This window comes from Pirellulales bacterium (assembly GCA_035939775.1).
GTDB lineage: Bacteria > Planctomycetota > Planctomycetia > Pirellulales > DATAWG01 > DASZFO01.
Genome location: DASZFO010000033.1, coordinates 1 through 17,828 on the forward strand (window position 1 = coordinate 1; position 17,828 = coordinate 17,828).

Sequence of the window (17,828 nt, forward strand, 5' to 3'; positions counted from 1 at the left end):
GGCTCTCGGCCCTCTGCTATCCGCGAATCAACCGGTTCTTCTTCACCTGCGGCGGGGCGGAGTCGAACGAATCGGCCTTTAAGACGGCCCGTTTCTTTTGGAAAGTGGCCGGCAAACCGGGCAAGACGAAGATCATCAGCCGCACCTGGGGTTATCACGGCGTGACGCTCGCGGCGATGTCGGCCACGGGGATCGCCAGCTATTGGCCGATGTTCGAGCCGCGGGTGCCCGGTTTCATCCAGATCGACAGCCCGTATCCGTATCGCTTCCAGCCGCCGGCCGACGTGAAGCACGACGATCCGCGGACCCGCGGGCAGATTGCGGCCGATCTCCTGGAGGCGGCCATCCTCCGCGAAGGGGCGGACACGGTGGCCGCCTTCATCGGCGAACCGGTGCAAGGGGCCGGCGGCGTGATCGTGCCCCCGGATGACTATTGGCCTCGGATTCGCCAGATTTGCGATCGCCACCATGTCCTGCTAATCGCCGACGAAGTGATTACAGGCTTCGGCCGGACGGGGGATTGGTTTGCCCTGACGCGCTACGGCATCGAGCCGGACATTGTCACATTTGCCAAGGGTATCACGAGCGGCTATTTCCCGCTCGGCGGCATGGGCCTGAGCGACGCAATCGCCGAGGCCGTCGATTCGGCCGCTGGGTCGCAGACGTGGATGCACGCCTTCACCTACTCGGCCCATCCCGTGGGCTGCGCCGTGGCGCTGGCGAACCTGAACATCCTCGAACGTGAGGAGCTGTTGCCGCGGGCTCGCGGGCTGGGCGAGCGGTTGCTGCATCAGTTGAAAACGCTCGAATCGCATCCGCACGTGGGCGAGGTCCGGGGGTTGGGCCTGATGGCGGCGGTCGAGTTGGTGGCGGACAAGAGGACCAAAGCCGAGTTCCTGCCGGAGGAGAAGGTCGGCAATCGCGTTCACGCCGCCACGCAGCAGCACGGGATGTTCACGCGGATGCACGGCGACGTCTACAACTTTGCTCCCTGCTACGTCGCCCAGCAAACGCAAATCGACCGCATGGTGGACATCCTCGGCAGCTCGATCGAGGCCGTGCTGGGAAAATGACGGCCTTCGTTACAAAACGATTACACGTCCGGGCCACCGTTTGGAGATAGAATTGAGGTGGTCCACGGCTCTTCGGTCCACGCGAGGTTTTTCATGGCGAGCGCAACTCAACCCCTCCGCGTGTTGACGATCGAAGACGATTCGGCCATTCGCCGCGGGATCGTCGATGCACTGCGGTTCGCCGGCTATGCGCCCCTGGAGGCCGCCAACGGCGAGGCCGGGCTGGCAATGGCTTTGCAGCAGCCTTATGACCTGCTGCTCTTGGACCTTGTTCTGCCGGGACCCGATGGGCTCGAGATCCTTCGGCAGGTGCGGACCGTGCGGCCTACGCAGCCGGTGATCATCTTGACGGCCCGTGGAGCCGAAAACGACCGCGTGACCGGGCTGCGGCTCGGGGCGGACGACTATGTCATCAAGCCGTTCAGCGTGAAGGAACTCTTGGCCCGAATCGAAGCGGTGCTCCGCCGCTCGCCGGAACGGCCGCGCGACATCGTTCAGATTCCTTTCCCCGGCGGGGTTGCCGACTTGGCGCGTTCGGAGATTCGCTTCGATGACGGCGAGCGCGGCGAGCTGTCAGAGAAAGAGGTGGAGTTGCTTCGCTATTTGGCCGCCAACGCCGGCCGGGCCATTTCGCGCGACGAGTTGCTGCTGCGCGTCTGGCAAATCAGTCCGCGCGGCCTGGCGACGCGGACGATCGACATGCACGTCACTCGATTGCGGGAAAAACTGCGCGACGATCCCTCGCAGCCGCGCGTCGTGCTCACCGTGCGCGGCAAGGGCTACATGTTCGCGATCGATGGCCCACCTGAGTGCACTCCGCTCGCTCCGAGGCTTTCCTAACGAATCCCATGCGTTCTCCGTGGCAAGTTTGGTTGGCCTTCGGCGTCTGTCTGGCCGTGATCGTGGCGGCAGTCGGCTGGCTGAGCTTTCGCGCGCTCGAATCGGATCGCGCGGAGGCGGCGGCGCGGAGGCAAGCAGGTGCCGAGGCGAGCGCCCGGTTGGCGCTTTGGCGGATCGATTCCGCGCTCGCGCCGCTGGTGACTCAAGAGAGCGCTCGCCCCTACTTCAGCTATGGCACGCTCTATCCGGCCGAACGAGCGCCCAACTCGAAGTCGCGGACAAAAGGCGCGCCGGAACCCAACCCTTCGCCGCTTGTCACTGACCTACCACCGCAGATTCTGTTGCACTTCCAAATCGATTCGGCCGGGCGCTTCAGCTCGCCGCGCGTGCCGGCCGCCGCGATCGCTGACCGCGTGGTGCCGAAGTATCTGAGCGCCGAGCAAGTCGCCGAATCCAAACGGCTGCTCGACCGCGTCAAATCGCTCGTCGATCCGCCCAAGCTGCTGACCATGTTGCCGCCGCCGGAACTGCCGGTCGAGCCGTCTGGCCAAATTGCTCTCAACAATGGGTCGAACGGTTCGAGTCAACTCGTGTTCGGGGCGAATTCGGGATTGCTGTCCAATCCGCAAGGCAATTCTGCCAACAATGCTTATTCAAATCCTTCCGCAAATCAAGCTCCTTCCCAGAGAGTGTCGGCGGAGCAGGCTCAGGTCCAACAGCCCTCAGCGTCGCAGGCGGCGAGTGAGAATCAGGGCTCTGGAAAACCGACGGGCGATCCGCAATCGGACAACCAGCGGCAGCAGCCGGGCGGTAATGAGTTTCGTTTCCGGTCGCAGTATCTGGCGCAAAACTTTGCTAACGCGCCGCCTCAAAATGAGGTCATCAATTGGCCCGACGGTCCCGGCGACGAGCGGACGGCGCTGATGACGCCGATATGGCTCGGCGATCAATTGATTCTCGCGCGCCGCGTTCACGCCGCGGGCAAGGAGTTGATCCAAGGCTGCCTACTTAATTGGCCGGCGATCGAGAAGGAATTGCTGTCCGCAATCGGCGATTTGCTGCCCGACGCCAAGCTCTCGGCGGTGACGGCGCCGGCGGCCGAGGAGGAGAGCCGCCGTTCGGCGGTGCTTCCGGTTCGGCTGGAGATTGGCGTGTTGCCGGAATTGATCGATCCGCCGCTCTCTCCGGTCCGACTGTCGCTGGTGCTGGCGTGGAGTTCGATGCTGCTGGGAGCGATGGCGGTGGCGATGCTGCTCAGGGGTGTGATGTCGCTGAGCGAGCGCCGAGCGGCGTTTGTCTCCGCGGTAACGCATGAACTGCGCACGCCGTTGACCACCTTTCGGATGTATTCCGAGATGCTGGCGGAAGGAATGGTGCCCGACGAAGCGAGCCGCCATCGCTATCTCGACACGCTGCGCATCGAGGCCGACCGGCTGACGCATCTCGTCGAGAATGTGCTCGCTTATTCCCGGCTAGAGCGGAACAAGCCCGGCAATCGCGTCGGGCCCGTCTCCGTCAGCGACCTTCTCGCCACGGCGGCGAATCGGCTCGCCGACCGAGCGCACCAGGCCGGCTTTGAGCTGGCAATCGAAGCCGGCGACGAAGTGCGCGGCTCGATCGTGGTCGCCGACCCGGCGGCGGTCGAGCAGATTCTTTTCAACCTCGTGGACAACGCTTGCAAGTACGCGGCAACGGCGACCGATCGGATCCTGCGCCTCGGTGCGGACGTTCGCGAAGGCCGTTTTCATCTGCGCCTTCGCGATCAAGGGCCGGGAATCGATCCGGCCCGACGACGCACGCTATTCCAGCCGTTCCGCAAATCGGCCCAGGACGCGGCCGTCTCGGCGCCGGGCGTCGGTCTCGGCTTGGCCCTTTGCCGCAGGCTCGCGCGCGATATGGGCGGCGATCTCCGCTACGAGCCGCCAGCGGGCGGCGGGGCCTGCTTCGCTTTGAGCCTCAGCGCGCACTCAATCGGCCAATCGTAATCAAGCGTGTTCGCCGAAAAGAGTGTCAACGACTAGGCGAGCCTCGGGTAGCGCTAGTGTCTGCACCGACTGCGCAGCAGCGAATGATGCCACGCTTTGATAACGGCGTTGCCGCGGATTTCGATGCACTTCGACCACACGGTCAACAAGGTTGACGATCCAATAATCCAGAATTCCGGCCGTGGCATAAAGTCCGGCCTTTTCGTCGCGATCGAAATCGAGGCTGCTTTCAGCGACCTCGACTAGCAAGAGAACATCGTCCGCCGATGGATGGTGTGCGGTATAATCCTTCGGCTTTGCCCACACTAAATCCGGTTCCGGTTCGCTTTCGGCCGATGAGATCGCGATTGGGTCTTGAATCCGAAGCCAAATTCGTTCGCCCGCTGTCCTGAAGCTCCATTGTGTCAGACGATTTAGCACCATCGCGTGCTCCGAGCCGATGGGATTCATTTCGCGGAGTTCTCCCCAGATCAACTCGATGCGCCGCTTATTCTTGCCGTCGAATACGCCGGTGGCGACGATTCGTTCGTACTCCGGTAGCGAAAGTTTAGCAATCGTGCTCATTTACCTATTATACTCGCATATTTATTCGGACGACAATGCAATGAACGGTAGGGTAGTGGGTGAAAAGTGAGGTGGTGGGTGTGCGGATTGTTTACGATCGCCATTGGCCAACATGCTTAATCTGCCAATCGTCGTCAACGGGAATGGCTTCAAGGCAGTCTCCGCCTCCATTTCGCGGCCCACGTTGAATGCCAACATAGACGATTATTCTTCCATCGTCGCTGATCCTGATTCTGACGACATTCTCCGACACTAACTGAGTAGTGCGGCTGAATCGCTGTATTGCCCGTGCAATCGCCTCGCGGTCGCGTTCAGAAATCTGCATCGTCATTGGTTGTTTTTAATGGGTTAGTCGAGCGCGGCGAACAGCGAATCGACACTCAACCCAATCTTCGGTAGTGCGAGCGACTGGACGACGGCGCCGGCGGCAAACGACTGCATTCTCCGATATCGACCGCTTTTCGAATCGCGGTGCACTTCGACCGTACGGTCCACGAGGTTGACGATCCAATAGTCGAGAACGCCGGCTGTCGCATAAAGCTTGGCCTTTTCCTCGCGATCCTGGTCGAGGCTGCTGTCTGCGACCTCGACGAGCAAGAAAACATCCTCGGCCCAGGGATGGCGTTTGCCATACTTCCGTGGCTTGGCCCAGACGAGGTCAGGTTGCGGTTCGCTATCGGCTGGCAAGAATGCAAGGGGATTCTGAATTCGCACGCAAGCGTCGTCGCCAACCGAGAGAACGCTCCATTTATTCAACCAGTCCACGGCCGTTGCGTGCTCGGTGCCGATCGGATTCATTTCTCGGAGTTCCCCCCAAATCAATTCGATCCGCCGCGCATTCATGCCATCGAACACGCCGGTCGCGACGATTCGCTCGTATTCCGTGACGGAGAGTTTGGCAATCGTGCTCATGCACACATTATAAACGGACCGATATTCATGCGGCAACGCAACCTCGACCGTGATTTCGCGGGTTCGGCTTCCTACGTGACTTTCACGCATTCATCTTCTTGAGCGCGCTGGCAAGCTTTGCGCCGAGGTTCTTGACCGAAGCTTGCAACTTCGCGTCTTTGAGCGTGCCGTCGGGCTGAAACGACTCGTGGGCCTTCATGACGGCGACTTGGTCGGGCAGCACCCACACGCCGATGTTGCCGAGAATCGCTCGCACGTGGACCAAGCCGCGCAGTCCGCCGAGCGCGCCGGGCGATGCGCTCATCAACACGGCCAGCTTATTCGCAAAGCACGCCAGCGAGGCCTCATTCGGAACGGGACGCGAGACCCAGTCGATCGTGTTTTTTAGCACGGCCGTGATCGAGCTGTTGTATTCGGGGGCCGAAATCATCAGGCCGTTGTGGGCGAGAAAGATGTCTTTGAGCGCTCGCGCATTGGTTGGAAGTCCATCGTTCGCCTCCAAATCGCCGTCGAACAACGGCAGCGGATAATCGCGCAAGTCGATCAGCGTCACGTCGGCTCCCGCTTCCCGCGCCTCGTCCGCGGCGATCCGCACCAGCTTCTTGTTGAACGAGGCCGCGCGCGTGCTCCCCGCAAAGGCCAGTATCTTTGCGCTCCCTGCCATGGTAACTCCTTGGTTGCGCCATGAGGTAGAATATCAGCAGCCAAATTGTAGAGCGGCCCCCGACGAGAGGCCAGAGACTGCGGCCAAGCCAAGTACAAAGTTCGAAGGTCGAAATACGAACGGATTCGCTCGAATGACACCGATGCGTGACGATTCCCGTTTTTCTCGGATTCGTAGTCCGCACTTTATCGTTCAGACGTGTTCTGCTCACTACCATGAATAAGGCCTTCGTTCGCGAACCAGAAGATACAGGGACCGGCCATTGCCCACGGTGCGGATCGTTGGCGATCGCAGTCGGCGCGGAGACTCTCGCGGCGCAGCTCGACGCGGAATCGCGGAAGCAGTTGGCCGACGCGGCATTCTATTGCCCATACCCGAAGTGCGATGTGGCGTATTTCGATCGCTTCGAGCGCACCGTGTCGGTGGACCAGTTGGGGCGGCCCACTTTTCCGAAGGATCCGTCCGCTCCGATGTGCAACTGCTTCGGCTTCACGACCGCCGAGATCGACGCCGATCTCCGCGAGGGAACGACCGTTCGGGTGAAGTCTTTGTTGGCGAAGTCGAAGTCGGTGGAAGCCCATTGCGCGACGTCCGCTCCCGATGGCCGCTGCTGCGCCGCTGAAGTGCAGCGCTACTACATGCGCGCCCGCTCGAACTCTTGACATCGGCGAACGATGCTGGAACCTAAGCCCCGAAGTGCATGAAGCGGGATTCCTTGCAGAGGGAATCTTCGTGGCCTTAGTGCCCGATGTGGTTTTTTAGCCGCATTCTCGAGGCGTTTTTATCAGAATAGGTATGCTGGGCAAACAGTTACGCTGTCAACACTGGCAGAATCGCCCACGAAATTCGTGCGCTGCTTGAGTTTGTCCGCGACGCGGTGCATATTAGAAATGACGATTGCGCTCGCGTTCACGACCCTGATATTGAGCCGTCGGGCAGCATTGAAAAAGGAGAAAGCGATGAGACGATTTCGCGGAGTTTCGATTGGATTGGTGGCTGTGGCGTTGGGCGCGGCGTTGCCAATTCGCGCGATGGCGTGCAACTGCGGGGCCACGGCGGTTGCGCCGATGGCCGCCGCGCCGGCGCTCGCCGTGGCGCCCGCCCTTCCCGCGGCGCCGATGACGGCGATGTATGCTCCCGCGCCTGAGATCACGGCGCTGCCGGCCTGCGGCTGCGCGGTTCCCGCGACCATCGAGCGGCGTTTCATGGTGGCCAAACCGGTTTACGAGACGCAGATGCGCGAGGAGCACTTCACCGTGCAGAAGCCGGTCTTCGAGACGGCCACGCGCGAGGAGCATTACACGGTGCGCAAGCCGATCTTCGAGACGGCCGAGCGCGAAGAGACGTATACCGTGCAGAAGCCGATCTACGAAACGGGCGAACGCGAAGAGCGTTGCACCGTGCTCAAGCCCGTCTATGAAACGGCGCTGCAAGACCAAGTGAGCACAGCGTACGCTCCAACTACCAGTTGCCAGAACGTCTATCTCGGCTGCGGTCAATGGACCCAGCAGCAGGTGACGAACTACGTGCCGCAAACGGTCGTGCAGAAGGTGCCGGTGCAAACCATGCACTACGCCCCGGAAGAGCAAGTCCGCAAAGTGCCGGTGCAAACGGTTCGCTACGTGGAAGAGCAACAGGTCCGCAAGGTGCCGGTGCAGACCGTCCGCTATGTCGACGAGGACCAGGTCCGCAACGTGCAGGTTCAGACGGTCCACTACGTCGAGGAGCAGCAGGTCCGCCAGGTGCCGGTGACCACCTGCCGCACGGTTTACGAAGAGCACGTCGAGCAAGTGCCGGTGCTGCCGTAATCTTTGGTTCGGCTCGCGTTTGCCAGATGATTCATGATCGGCGCTGACAAACGTTCCGACGCTGGCGGCGTCGCCCGCGAGCGGATCGAATCCGCAAGATTTGTTTTCATCCAAGAAGCCCAGGGGTTGCAACCTCTGGGCTTTTTGCGTCATAACAACCGTTTCTAAGAGGTGACTGTCCCAGAAATCGGCACGCACGGCGTGCCCTACTTTTGTTGCGGCACGCGGAGCGTGCCTACTACATTATGTCGACCAAGACGACGGAGCGACCGACGGGGCAGCGGTCCGGTGGCAGTGAGCACAAGCCGTATGTGCCGGACGAAGCCCGCGTTCCCGAGTTCACTTGGGGAGCGGTGATCGTCGGCTCGCTGCTGGGGATCGTGTTCGGAGCCTCGTCGCTCTATTTGACGTTGAAGGTCGGGTTGACCGTCTCCGCGTCGATTCCGGTCGCGGTGCTGGCGATTACGCTCTCGCGAGTTGCCTCGCGCCTTCTCGGCATCCGCCGGACCACGATCCTCGAGAACAATATCGTGCAGACCGCCGGCTCGTCCGGCGAATCGATCGCCTTTGGCGTCGGTGTGACGATGCCGGCGCTGATGATCTTAGGCGCGGAGATGGACGTTGGCCGGGTGATGGTCGTCGCGGTCTTGGGGGGCCTGCTCGGAATCTTGATGATGATCCCGCTGCGGCGGGCGTTCATCGTCAAGCAGCACGACACGCTCAAGTATCCCGAGGGAACGGCCTGCGCCGACGTGCTGATCGTCGGCGAGCAAGGGGGCACAAGCGCCAAAACCGTATTCATTGGATTCGGCTTGGCATTCGTCTATAAGTTCCTGATGGACGGCTTGAAGTTCTGGAACGGGACCCCGACGCGAGTGCTCAAGTGGTACAAGGGGGCGGTAGCGGCGATGGAAGTGGACCCGGTTCTATTGGGAGTTGGCTACATCATCGGCACGCACATCTCCTGCATCATGATGGCCGGCGGACTGCTGACCTATTTCGTCCTGATGCCGGCGATCCATTTGTTCGGCGATCAGTTGGACGCGCCGGTTTATCCCGCCAGGATGGCGATTCATGCCATGGGCGCGACGGAACTGCGGGAGAATTTCACGCTCTACATCGGCGCCGGCGCAGTCACGGCCGGCGGCATCATCAGCTTGTTCCAGTCGCTCCCTTTGATTGTCCGATCGCTGGTGTCCGGCATTCGAGACATGAGCGCCACGCGCCGCGGCAATGGGGGCGGGGCGGTTCGCCGCACCGACCGGGATATGCCCATGTGGCTCGTGGGAGTCGGCTCCTTGGCGTTGGTCGGCGCTATCTGGTCCACCACGCCGATGCACGAGCACTTTGCCTGGATTCCCAAGCTGGAAATGAATCCGTTGGGCGCGGTGCTGATCGTGCTCTTTGGGTTTCTGTTCGTCACGGTTTCGTCGCGGCTGACGGGCGAAATCGGGTCGTCGTCGAACCCGATTTCAGGCATGACGGTAGCGACGCTTCTGCTAACGTGCCTGGTTTTCTTGGCAATGGGTTGGACGACAACCGAGGATCGTTTGGCGGCGCTTTCCGTGGCAGCAGTCGTTTGTGTTGCAGCCTCGAATGGCGGAACGACCTCGCAGGACTTGAAGACTGGGTACCTCGTCGGCTCGACGCCGCGTTTGCAACAGTGGGCCATCGTAATTGGAACTTTAACCTCGGCCCTAGTCATCGGCGTGATCTTGATCGCGCTCAACAGCGCTAGCACCATCTATAGCAAGCGGAATCTGCCCGTACCGGCACAACCCTTGGACGTCAGCAAGTTGACCGACCAGGGACGCGCACCAGACGACGGCACTGTCTATCACATTTGGCGGCCGACGGAAGGAAACGCCGAGCGCGTTCCGCCGGGAAAGTATCTCGTGGACGATGGCGGGCGGATTCGCTATCTCGTCGATCCGGGGATCAACGGCCGGCTGAAGCAACGAGACGACGGCACGGAGGTTCTGAAATATGATGCGCCCAAGGCCAAACTCATGGCGCTCGTCACCGACGGAATTCTCAATCAGAAGCTGCCCTGGACGCTGGTGCTGTTAGGGGTTTCGATTTCCGTGGTCCTGGAACTGTGTGGCGTCCCCTCGCTCCCGTTTGCCGTTGGCGTGTACCTGCCGATTTCGACGTCCACTCCGATCTTTCTCGGCGGCTTGATTCGTTTTGTGGCCGACAAGTTCGGCAAGAGCGCACGCGCCCAAGGACGCACGGAATCAGAGTCGGACATGAGCCCTGGCGTGCTGTTCTCCACCGGGTTCATCGCGGGGGGATCCGTTGGTGGAGTATTGATCGCGTTTTTCTCATTCAGCGATGCGATTCCCAATTGGCTCGGCCAATGGCAATATCGGCAAGTAGCCGTCAGCGAAGCCCCTTCGTTCCAAGCCCAAATGGATCAAGTGGCGGCGCACGAGTTGGGCTTGACCATGCCGACCGAGATCAAGACGGACGAGGACAAGCAGTATCTCAAGGCGATCCAGGGTCTGACGTACGAGATCATCGAACTGAATCGCGATCAACTGGCGCGGCTCGCGCCCGTGGCGGCCGGCATCGTGCTCAAGCTCCCGTCAGATGAAACCTACCGCGTCCCGCGGAATGAGACGCTTGGCGCCATTTCCAAGGAATTGTTCAAAACGGAAGACAAGGCCCAACAATTGCTGGAGTTTAACGAGAGTGTCATACCACTTCCCGATCGATTACCCCCCGACACTCGGCTGAAGCTGCCACAGCACACCTGGCCATCGCTGGCGGCGTTCGGAGTTCTGGCACTATTGCTGCTTGCCGTTGGCCTCGGTTGGCTGTTTTCCGGCGGCCCTTCCGCGACAACCACGCCGAAGCGTCCAGCCGCCCCGCCGGGACAGGACAGCGGCGGCGCGGCCATCCGCAAGCCGCCAGACAAGAGATGACGATCGAGAATCACTTCCTCGGAGAGCGACAATCATGCCGAAGCAGTTTTCCCAATGCCGTGCCATCCGCGCGTTGCGTCTATTCCCGATCCTTTCGCTGGTTTTGTTGCCCATGTTGACCAACTCTTCAATTGGCGACGAAGGCATGTGGCTATTCAATAACCCGCCGACCAAGCTGCTCAAGCAGAAGTATGGTTTCGAGCCGTCGGCACAATGGCTGGAGCACCTGCAACGGGCGGCCGTCCGGTTCAATGACGGCGGGAGCGGATCGTTCATCTCCGCCGACGGCCTCGTGCTCACGAACCATCACGTCGGCCGCGGGGCGCTGCAAAAACTGAGCACGCCCGAGCACGATTACACGAACGAGGGCTTCCACGCCAAGACGCGGGCCGACGAGTTGCGGGCCGTCGATAGCGAACTCAATGTGCTGCAAAGCATCGAGGACGTCACCGACAGGGTCAACGCGGCGGTGAAGCCCGGCATGACCTCGGCTCAGGCCCATGAAGCCATTCGGGCAGTCACCAACACGATCGAGAAGGAATCGCACGACGCCACCGGCCTGCGCAGCGACGTGGTCACTCTCTATCACGGCGCGGTTTATCATCTCTATCGCTACAAGCGCTACACCGACGTGCGGATCGTTTTCTCGCCCGAGGAGGCAATCGCCTTCTTCGGCGGCGATCCCGACAACTTCGAATACCCGCGCTACGATCTCGATTTCTGTCTGTTTCGAGTCTACGAAGACGGCAAGCCAGCCAAGATTGAGCATTATCTCAAGTGGAACCCACAGGGAATTCACGACGATGAGCTGGTCTTCGTCGCCGGCCATCCTGGGCACACCGATCGGATGGACACGGTCGATCACCTCGAATTCATTCGCGATATGAATCTTCCGCGGCGCCTTGATCAACTCTACCGGCGAGAGGTCGTCTTGGGAGCATTCGGCGCGCGGAGTCAAGAGAATGCTCGGCGGGCGCAGAACGAACTCTTGGGCGCGCAAAATTCTCGCAAGGCCCTCGGCGGTCAGCTTGCCGGCTTACAAGACCCGGCCACGATGGCCCGCAAACGCGAGGAAGAGAAGTCGCTCCGCGAGAAGCTGGCGGAACGCGAGCGGTCGGGCGACGCGGCAAAACCGAAATCCGACTTGGCCGCCTGGGACGATGTCGCCGCGGCCCTGTCGGCTTGGCGCAAGATTTACACCGACCTGGATATGCTCGAGGCCGAGCAAGGCTTCAATAGCCGGCTGTTTCGGCTCGCCCGCACGCTCGTGCGGCTGCCGGCCGAAGACGCCAAGTCGAACTCCGAGCGGTTTCCCGAGTTCGCCGAATCGAGCCGGCCATCGCTCGAGCAGCGACTTTATTCCACCGCTCCGATCTACGACAATCTGGAAACGCTCAATCTAGCCGACTCGCTCTCGTCGCTCGTGACCAAGCTGGGGGCCGACAACGACGTGGTCGTGAAAGTGCTTGCCGGCAAATCGCCGCGCGATCGGGCCGCCGAATTGATTCACGGCACGAAGCTCAAAGACGTGGCCGAACGGAAGCGGCTGGCGGCCGGCGGCACGAAGGCGATCGAACAATCGACCGATCCAATGATCGAGCTGGCCCGGCTGGTCGATCCGCCGTCGCGAGCGCTGCGTAAGAAGTACGAGGAAGAGGTGCAAGAGCCTCTGCGGCAGGCCTACTCGAAGATCGCCGCCGCGCGGTTCGCCATCACGGGGACCGACACGTACCCGGATGCCACCTTCACGCTCCGGCTGGCCTTCGGCGTCGTCAGAGGCTTCACCGACGAAGGGCAGACGATCCCCCCCTGGACCACGATGGCCGGCGCGTTCGAGCGCGCGGCAGAGCATAAGAACCAGGAGCCGTTCCGCCTGCCCGAAAGCTGGCTCAAACACAAGGATCGGATCGACCTGAAAACGCCGATGGATTTCATCTGCACGGCCGACATCATCGGCGGCAACTCGGGGAGCCCCGTGGTCAATCGCCGCGGCGAATTGGTCGGCCTCATCTTCGACGGCAACATCCAATCGCTGGTGCTCGACTTCGTCTATACCGACGAGAAAGCCCGGGCCGTGGCAGTCGACGCCCGGGCAATCGTCGAGGCGCTACGCAAGATCTACGACGCCGGCGAGATCGCGGACGAGATTGCCGGGAAGACGAGAGTGGCCGAGAAGCCGGCGCGATGAAAGTGCGCCGAACTGCCGACGCTGGCAGCGTCGCGCACGTAGCCGACGCCGCTAGCGTTGGGACCGCAAGTTCCAAGTCCTCTATGGCTCAATTGCAACAGGTTGTCGGTGTGCTATATGACGCCGGTTGAATATAGGTCGTCGGAGTCAGGGCGCGATAGGTGGTGGTGGCGGGAGCCGCGGCCACCGGCTGGCAGGTGCAGGACTGCGGCTGATAAACGGGCGCCGCCGGATAGACCGGGCCCGGAGCATAGGCCGGATACGCGGGGGGCGCGTACGTTGTGCCATAGCCGTTGGTCGGGGTCGAACTACAACCGCTGGCAAATCCAGCCAAACCGACAAGCAGGATGATCCATTTCATAGCCAAATTCCTTGTGAGAAGCGATGAGCGGGATCCGGCCCATGCGCGCGATCGCGCGGTGGACGGGCGAGGCCGTTTGGGGCCGAAAAGGTAGGTCGGATCGTTAGTCGGGTCAAGAGCAGTCGAACGAAAATCGAGGATAAACCGCCAAGGCGCCAAGGACGCCAAGATAGGCAGCGAGCGGTTCGCAATCATTTCACCCGGCTGTTAAGATAGTGGCGAGGCGAACAGGATTTTTCTCTACCAACGAGGTTTTCGACATGATCCGAATCTCGCCAACGATCCGCCATGTCGTGTTGACAGTCGTTGCCGCGTGGCTGCTGACTTCGGGATTCACCCCGTGCGTGCTAGCGGCCGAGCCGACCGCCGCCCCACACCGGCTGCTTTATGTCGCCGAGCCGGGAATCCGAGATTACCTGCAATATGGCGGAGCCGGGATTCTGGTTTTCGATATCGACCATGACCATACCTTCGTTAAACGGATCGAGACGGCGGCAAGTCGGGTGGCGAAGCCGGAAAACATCAAAGGGGTTTGCGCGAGCGCCGCGACGCGGCGGCTCTACTACACAACGCTCACGCGGCTCTATTGCCTCGACCTCGCGACGGAGAAGGGTGTGTGGGATAAGGAGCTTCCCGGCGGCTGCGATCGCTTGGCGATCACGCCCGATGGCAAGCGGCTATTCGTTCCGTCGCTGGAAGGCCCGCACTGGAACGTCGTCGATGGCGAGAGCGGAGCGATCATCGCGAAGATCGAAACCAAGAGCGGCTCGCACAACACGGTTTGCAGCCCCGATGGCACGCGCGTGTATTGTGCCGGCCTGCACTCTCCGGTCTTGACGGTGGTCGACACGGCGACGAACGAGGTCGCGAGCAAAGTCGGGCCGTTCAGCGCCGAGATTCGCCCGTTTACCGTCAACGCCGAGAAGACCCGCTGCTATGTCACGGTGAACCGGCTGACGGGATTCGAGATCGGCGATCTTACCACCGGCAAGTTTCTCGAGCGCGTTGAGGTGAAAGACATCAAGACGGGCCAGCCCCTGCGCCATGGCACCCCGAGCCACGGGATCGGCATGACTCCCAATGAGCGCGAGATCTGGGTTTGCGATTCGGTGGGCCACGCGCTGCACATCTTCGACATGATCGAAGTGCCTCCGCGCGAAGTCGCTAGCGTGAGCGTTCGCGATGAGCCGGGCTGGGTCACATTCAGCCTCGACGGCCATTTCGCGTATCCTTCGACCGGCGACGTGATCGACACGGCCAGCCGCAAGGTCGTCGCTCAACTGCAAGACGAAACAGGGCGCCCTGTTCAAAGCGAAAAGCTGCTGGAGATCGACTTCCGCGACGCACAGGTCCTAAAGGTCGGCGATCAATTCGGGATCGGCCGCGGGGCCACGCGGTAATGCCGGCTGGTTCAGGATGGAGCACTCTCGATGCGCTTAGAACGCCTAACAAATCCGGCGGGGACTGTCCCCCTTTTGCGAAGTCCGCGGAGCAAAATGGGGACTGTCCCCTTCTCCCAGCCCGGTTTGTTAGGCGTTCTCATTTCGTCGGCGAATAGTCGGTCGGCGAAAGCAGGACGGACTTCACGCCGTCCGGGGCGGTCAATGAGCCACGGCCGGCCTTTTCGGATGCCGCTTTGGCGGCTTGCCATTCTGGGTCAGCCCCGAAGACTTTGAAGCTGTCGTCGCGCGCCTGCTTCGATTTATGGGCGAGCAAGTAGACGAGAGTGTCGCCGGCGCCCTTCTGATCGGCGTCGAGCGACCAATAGCCGAGGTTGGTCATGCCGTGCTTGGCGAAGAGCGCGATCGTGTGGTCGCGGAATCGGGCGTGCAGAAGTTCAAGATTGCCCGGCGAGGCCGTGTAGGTGCGCAGCTCGAACACGCGCGGCTCGCCGTCGGTGGCCGGCTTGATCTCGGGACTGAAATCGGTCGCGTGCAAAAAGGTCGATTCGACGTGGGTCACGAGCTTGCCGTCCTTTTCCGAGGCAGCCTGAGCGGCTTTCCAATCGGGATCGGCCATAAACTCCTTCCACGATTTGGCCCGCGCATCGCGGCTCGGATACGCCAGGATGTAGTAGAGCTTGTGCTCCGTGTTCTCCAGCGGCACCCAATACCCGATGTTCGTCATGCCATGCTTCTCGAACAGTTTGCAAGTGTGATCGCGAAACCTCGCATGCAGCGCATCGAGCTTGCCGTCGGCCGCGGTATAAACCCGCAGTTCGAAGCAGCGTGTGTCCTTCGGCGAGTCAGTGGCGAAAAGGGTCGCGCTGGCGGTTATAGCGAGATCGATCGCGGCGAGAAAGGGGCTGGAGGTCATGGGAATTTCGCCTCGTAGTATTTGACGGGAGATGAGATAGCGGAATTCGCAAGAATTCCGACGGTGAAACCTTGATTGGAGCTTCTGAATTCTTGCGAATTCAGCTAGGGCTTGTCAAATCACGCCCGACCGAATCGCACAAGACGCCGCTCAAATCATGTAATACAACGCGTCCGAATTCGGCTCGATTTTGTTGCGCAGCGCGCAGGCTGGGCAGGTATGGTCGCCGAGCAGCTCGTAGCCATGGCGCACGGCGTCGATCGTCGAGGAGCCGGGGGAGGCTGTGTCTTGGTAGAAAATTCGATCTGCTGGCAGCAGATCGTAGAACCGCAGGTTGATCATCGCCTGGCTGAAATCCTCGCGCACTCCGCAAAGCAACACCTTCACGCCTCGATCGTGCATATCGTGCAGAAATTGCTCGAAGAGCTTCATGCAGACCATGTCGGGATTGCGGGTCCGCCGAAGCCGCAGGACGATCACTTTCGCTCCGGCCGCCGCGCGATCGTGAAGTTGGTCGAAGATCGCTTCCAATTCGGGCGACGCGCCGAAGAACAATTCCCCCTCCAGATCGAAGACCACCAAGCCGGTGCAAGGCTGCTCGTCCGGGAGCAGCTCGCGGACGATCCGATCGGCCCCGACGGCCAGTTCGGTCCCTTTGAGCCGCGAAGCCCTGGGAATGTACATAATGAACGAGAGCATCGTGCCGATCAGAATCGAGAACTCGACGCTCCAGAAAACGGCCGTCAGCGCCGTGGCCAGCACCAGCACGGCATCGTAGCGCGAAGTGCGCAGCGCGTAATGCAGCCGCGGCCAATCGACCAGCCCGTAAGCCGTCACCATCAGAATGCCGGCCAGGGCGGCTTTGGGGACATAGCCGGCCAGCGGCGTGAAGAGCAGCATGATGACGGCCGTGGCCGCGGCGGAAAACACGCCCGACAAACGGCTAACCGCCCCCGCTTGAAAGTTGATCGCCGAGCGGGTGAGCGATCCCGAGCCGGGCATGCACTGGAACAAGCCGCCGCTCAAATTGGCGAGCCCCTCGGCCAGACATTGGCGATTGTAATCCAGCGCTTGCCGCGTTTGAGTCGCCAGGGATTTGGCGATCGCCAGGGCTTCGAGCAGGCCCAGCACGGCGATCGCGACGGCGCTGCCTCCCATTTCCTTCATCCAATCGAGATTGAAGGCTGGCAGGTGAAATCCCGGCAATCCGCCCGGCACATTTCCCACCACGGCCACCAACCGCTTGCCGTTGCCGTCAACGACCGACCAGCCGAGCCAATCGGTGAGCGCCGCGGCCACGATCAGCACGAGCAGCATGTCCAATCGCGGCAAATGAAACTTTCGCACGATCCGCCGCAGCACGACGACCGAGATCGTCACTCCCAGCCCGATCCCCAGCGCTCGCGGATTGATTGCGCCGCCGTGGTCGATCGTCTGCGACAGGCGATAGAGAATGTGCTGATGGCCGTTGCCTTGGTCGACGAGTCCGAACAAGTTGCCCACCTGGCTGATCACGATCAGCACTCCGGCACCGGCCATGAAGCCGAGCACGACTGACTCGGAGATATAGCGCGTCAGGTCGCCGAGCTTGAATAGCGCGATGGCGATTTGAATCGCGCCAACCATGACGGCCAGCAGGAACATCGCCTCGGCGACTTTTGTCGGATCGGGATGCACCGACGAGCTGAGGAACGCCAGCGCGCTGAACACGACCAGCGAAATGGCGTTTGTCGGGCCGTTGATCAGGAACGACGATGAGCCGAAGACCGAACCGACCGCCGTCACCACGATGGCCGCGTAGAGCCCATAGCGCGGTTCGACACCGGCGATCAGCGCGTAGGCCATCGCCTGCGGGGTGGCAATCGCGGCCACGGTCAGCCCGGCGATCGCATCGTGCCGGACTCCCGTCCAGCCGTAGCCGCGGCGCGCGGCGATCTGTTCGGGACGCTCGGGAGTTGATTCCAACTTCGCAGCCATCGCGATCGGCTATTTCGGTTCCCAGCCCGGACGATACTCGCGAGCCCAAAGCCGCATCGCATCGTCGTCGTGCAGAATGTGGCCGGTCTGCGGATCGCAGTCAAGAGCGCGGCCGACACGGTAGGCGATGTTGCCGAGATGGCAGAGGAGGGCCGATTTGTGCCCTTCCTCGATGTCGGCATGAGGGCGGCGCCCGGCGCGAACGCTCGCGAC

Annotated in this window: 15 protein-coding genes; 8 read left to right on the top strand and 7 right to left on the bottom strand. The window is 61.5% G+C overall.

The window, feature by feature from the left end; genetic code table 11:
* From VGY55_01475 to VGY55_01485, 3 genes are all read left to right on the top strand, one after another.
* A partial coding sequence (locus tag VGY55_01475) for an aminotransferase class III-fold pyridoxal phosphate-dependent enzyme (GenBank protein HEV2968625.1) occupies positions 1 to 1,073 on the top strand: 1,073 nt, incomplete at its 5' end.
* Between the two features lie 93 nt (positions 1,074 to 1,166).
* Positions 1,167 to 1,913 carry a response regulator transcription factor gene (locus VGY55_01480; GenBank protein ID HEV2968626.1) on the top strand — a complete coding sequence of 249 codons (747 nt, stop codon included), beginning with the start codon at positions 1,167 to 1,169 and terminating at the stop codon, positions 1,911 to 1,913.
* A gap of 8 nt (positions 1,914 to 1,921) precedes the next feature.
* A complete protein-coding gene (locus tag VGY55_01485; protein ID HEV2968627.1) occupies positions 1,922 to 3,898 on the top strand; it encodes a HAMP domain-containing sensor histidine kinase in 1,977 nt (658 codons plus the stop codon).
* Here VGY55_01485 and VGY55_01490 read toward each other — a convergent pair whose 3' ends face one another.
* From VGY55_01490 to VGY55_01500, 3 genes are all read right to left on the bottom strand, one after another.
* On the bottom strand, positions 3,899 to 4,462 hold the full coding sequence (locus VGY55_01490) for a Uma2 family endonuclease (GenBank protein HEV2968628.1): 564 nt from the start codon (positions 4,460 to 4,462) through the stop codon (positions 3,899 to 3,901).
* Positions 4,463 to 4,810: 348 nt separating this feature from the next.
* Positions 4,811 to 5,374, bottom strand: a complete 564-nt coding sequence (locus VGY55_01495) for a Uma2 family endonuclease (GenBank protein ID HEV2968629.1) — start codon at positions 5,372 to 5,374, stop codon at positions 4,811 to 4,813.
* Positions 5,375 to 5,456: 82 nt separating this feature from the next.
* On the bottom strand, positions 5,457 to 6,038 hold the full coding sequence (locus VGY55_01500) for an NAD(P)H-dependent oxidoreductase (protein HEV2968630.1): 582 nt from the start codon (positions 6,036 to 6,038) through the stop codon (positions 5,457 to 5,459).
* A 215-nt stretch (positions 6,039 to 6,253) separates the two neighbouring features.
* Between VGY55_01500 and VGY55_01505 the strand changes: the two genes are divergently transcribed.
* The 4 genes from VGY55_01505 (at position 6,254) to VGY55_01520 (ending at position 12,961) form a co-directional block, all read left to right on the top strand.
* A complete protein-coding gene (locus VGY55_01505) occupies positions 6,254 to 6,700 on the top strand; it encodes a hypothetical protein (GenBank protein HEV2968631.1) in 447 nt (148 codons plus the stop codon).
* A gap of 297 nt (positions 6,701 to 6,997) precedes the next feature.
* On the top strand, positions 6,998 to 7,846 hold the full coding sequence (locus tag VGY55_01510; GenBank protein ID HEV2968632.1) for a hypothetical protein: 849 nt from the start codon (positions 6,998 to 7,000) through the stop codon (positions 7,844 to 7,846).
* A gap of 245 nt (positions 7,847 to 8,091) precedes the next feature.
* Positions 8,092 to 10,773: an oligopeptide transporter, OPT family gene (locus VGY55_01515; protein ID HEV2968633.1), complete on the top strand. Its 2,682-nt coding sequence runs from the start codon at positions 8,092 to 8,094 to the stop codon at positions 10,771 to 10,773.
* A gap of 34 nt (positions 10,774 to 10,807) precedes the next feature.
* A complete protein-coding gene (locus VGY55_01520; GenBank protein ID HEV2968634.1) occupies positions 10,808 to 12,961 on the top strand; it encodes a S46 family peptidase in 2,154 nt (717 codons plus the stop codon).
* 88 nt (positions 12,962 to 13,049) lie between these two features.
* On the opposite strand, the gene VGY55_01525 is transcribed toward VGY55_01520, so the two are convergent.
* Positions 13,050 to 13,322: a hypothetical protein gene (locus VGY55_01525; GenBank protein HEV2968635.1), complete on the bottom strand. Its 273-nt coding sequence runs from the start codon at positions 13,320 to 13,322 to the stop codon at positions 13,050 to 13,052.
* 260 nt (positions 13,323 to 13,582) lie between these two features.
* Between VGY55_01525 and VGY55_01530 the strand changes: the two genes are divergently transcribed.
* Positions 13,583 to 14,722 (top strand): hypothetical protein, encoded by a 1,140-nt coding sequence (locus VGY55_01530; GenBank protein HEV2968636.1) that lies wholly within the window; start codon positions 13,583 to 13,585, stop codon positions 14,720 to 14,722.
* Between the two features lie 139 nt (positions 14,723 to 14,861).
* Here the strand turns inward: VGY55_01530 and VGY55_01535 are convergent, their stop codons facing one another.
* From VGY55_01535 to VGY55_01545, 3 genes are all read right to left on the bottom strand, one after another.
* Entirely contained in the window at positions 14,862 to 15,638 is a 777-nt protein-coding gene (locus VGY55_01535; GenBank protein ID HEV2968637.1) for an NIPSNAP family protein, read from the bottom strand.
* A gap of 150 nt (positions 15,639 to 15,788) precedes the next feature.
* On the bottom strand, positions 15,789 to 17,615 hold the full coding sequence (locus VGY55_01540; GenBank protein ID HEV2968638.1) for a SulP family inorganic anion transporter: 1,827 nt from the start codon (positions 17,613 to 17,615) through the stop codon (positions 15,789 to 15,791).
* Positions 17,616 to 17,624: 9 nt separating this feature from the next.
* Positions 17,625 to 17,828: gfo/Idh/MocA family oxidoreductase (locus VGY55_01545; protein HEV2968639.1), on the bottom strand; the 204-nt coding region annotated here is incomplete at its 5' end.

Bases quoted from the DNA above. Each gene is read 5' to 3' on its own strand.
- VGY55_01535 (HEV2968637.1), bottom strand. From the start codon at position 15,638: ATGACCTCCAGCCCCTTTCTCGCCGCGATCGATCTCGCTATAACCGCC.
- VGY55_01500 (HEV2968630.1), bottom strand. From the start codon at position 6,038: ATGGCAGGGAGCGCAAAGATACTGGCCTTTGCGGGGAGCACGCGCGCG.
- VGY55_01525 (HEV2968635.1), bottom strand. From the start codon at position 13,322: ATGAAATGGATCATCCTGCTTGTCGGTTTGGCTGGATTTGCCAGCGGT.
- VGY55_01520 (HEV2968634.1), top strand. From the start codon at position 10,808: ATGCCGAAGCAGTTTTCCCAATGCCGTGCCATCCGCGCGTTGCGTCTA.
- VGY55_01530 (HEV2968636.1), top strand. From the start codon at position 13,583: ATGATCCGAATCTCGCCAACGATCCGCCATGTCGTGTTGACAGTCGTT.
- VGY55_01485 (HEV2968627.1), top strand. From the start codon at position 1,922: ATGCGTTCTCCGTGGCAAGTTTGGTTGGCCTTCGGCGTCTGTCTGGCC.
- VGY55_01510 (HEV2968632.1), top strand. From the start codon at position 6,998: ATGAGACGATTTCGCGGAGTTTCGATTGGATTGGTGGCTGTGGCGTTG.
- VGY55_01495 (HEV2968629.1), bottom strand. From the start codon at position 5,374: ATGAGCACGATTGCCAAACTCTCCGTCACGGAATACGAGCGAATCGTC.
- VGY55_01515 (HEV2968633.1), top strand. From the start codon at position 8,092: ATGTCGACCAAGACGACGGAGCGACCGACGGGGCAGCGGTCCGGTGGC.
- VGY55_01540 (HEV2968638.1), bottom strand. From the start codon at position 17,615: ATGGCTGCGAAGTTGGAATCAACTCCCGAGCGTCCCGAACAGATCGCC.
- VGY55_01505 (HEV2968631.1), top strand. From the start codon at position 6,254: ATGAATAAGGCCTTCGTTCGCGAACCAGAAGATACAGGGACCGGCCAT.
- VGY55_01480 (HEV2968626.1), top strand. From the start codon at position 1,167: ATGGCGAGCGCAACTCAACCCCTCCGCGTGTTGACGATCGAAGACGAT.
- VGY55_01490 (HEV2968628.1), bottom strand. From the start codon at position 4,462: ATGAGCACGATTGCTAAACTTTCGCTACCGGAGTACGAACGAATCGTC.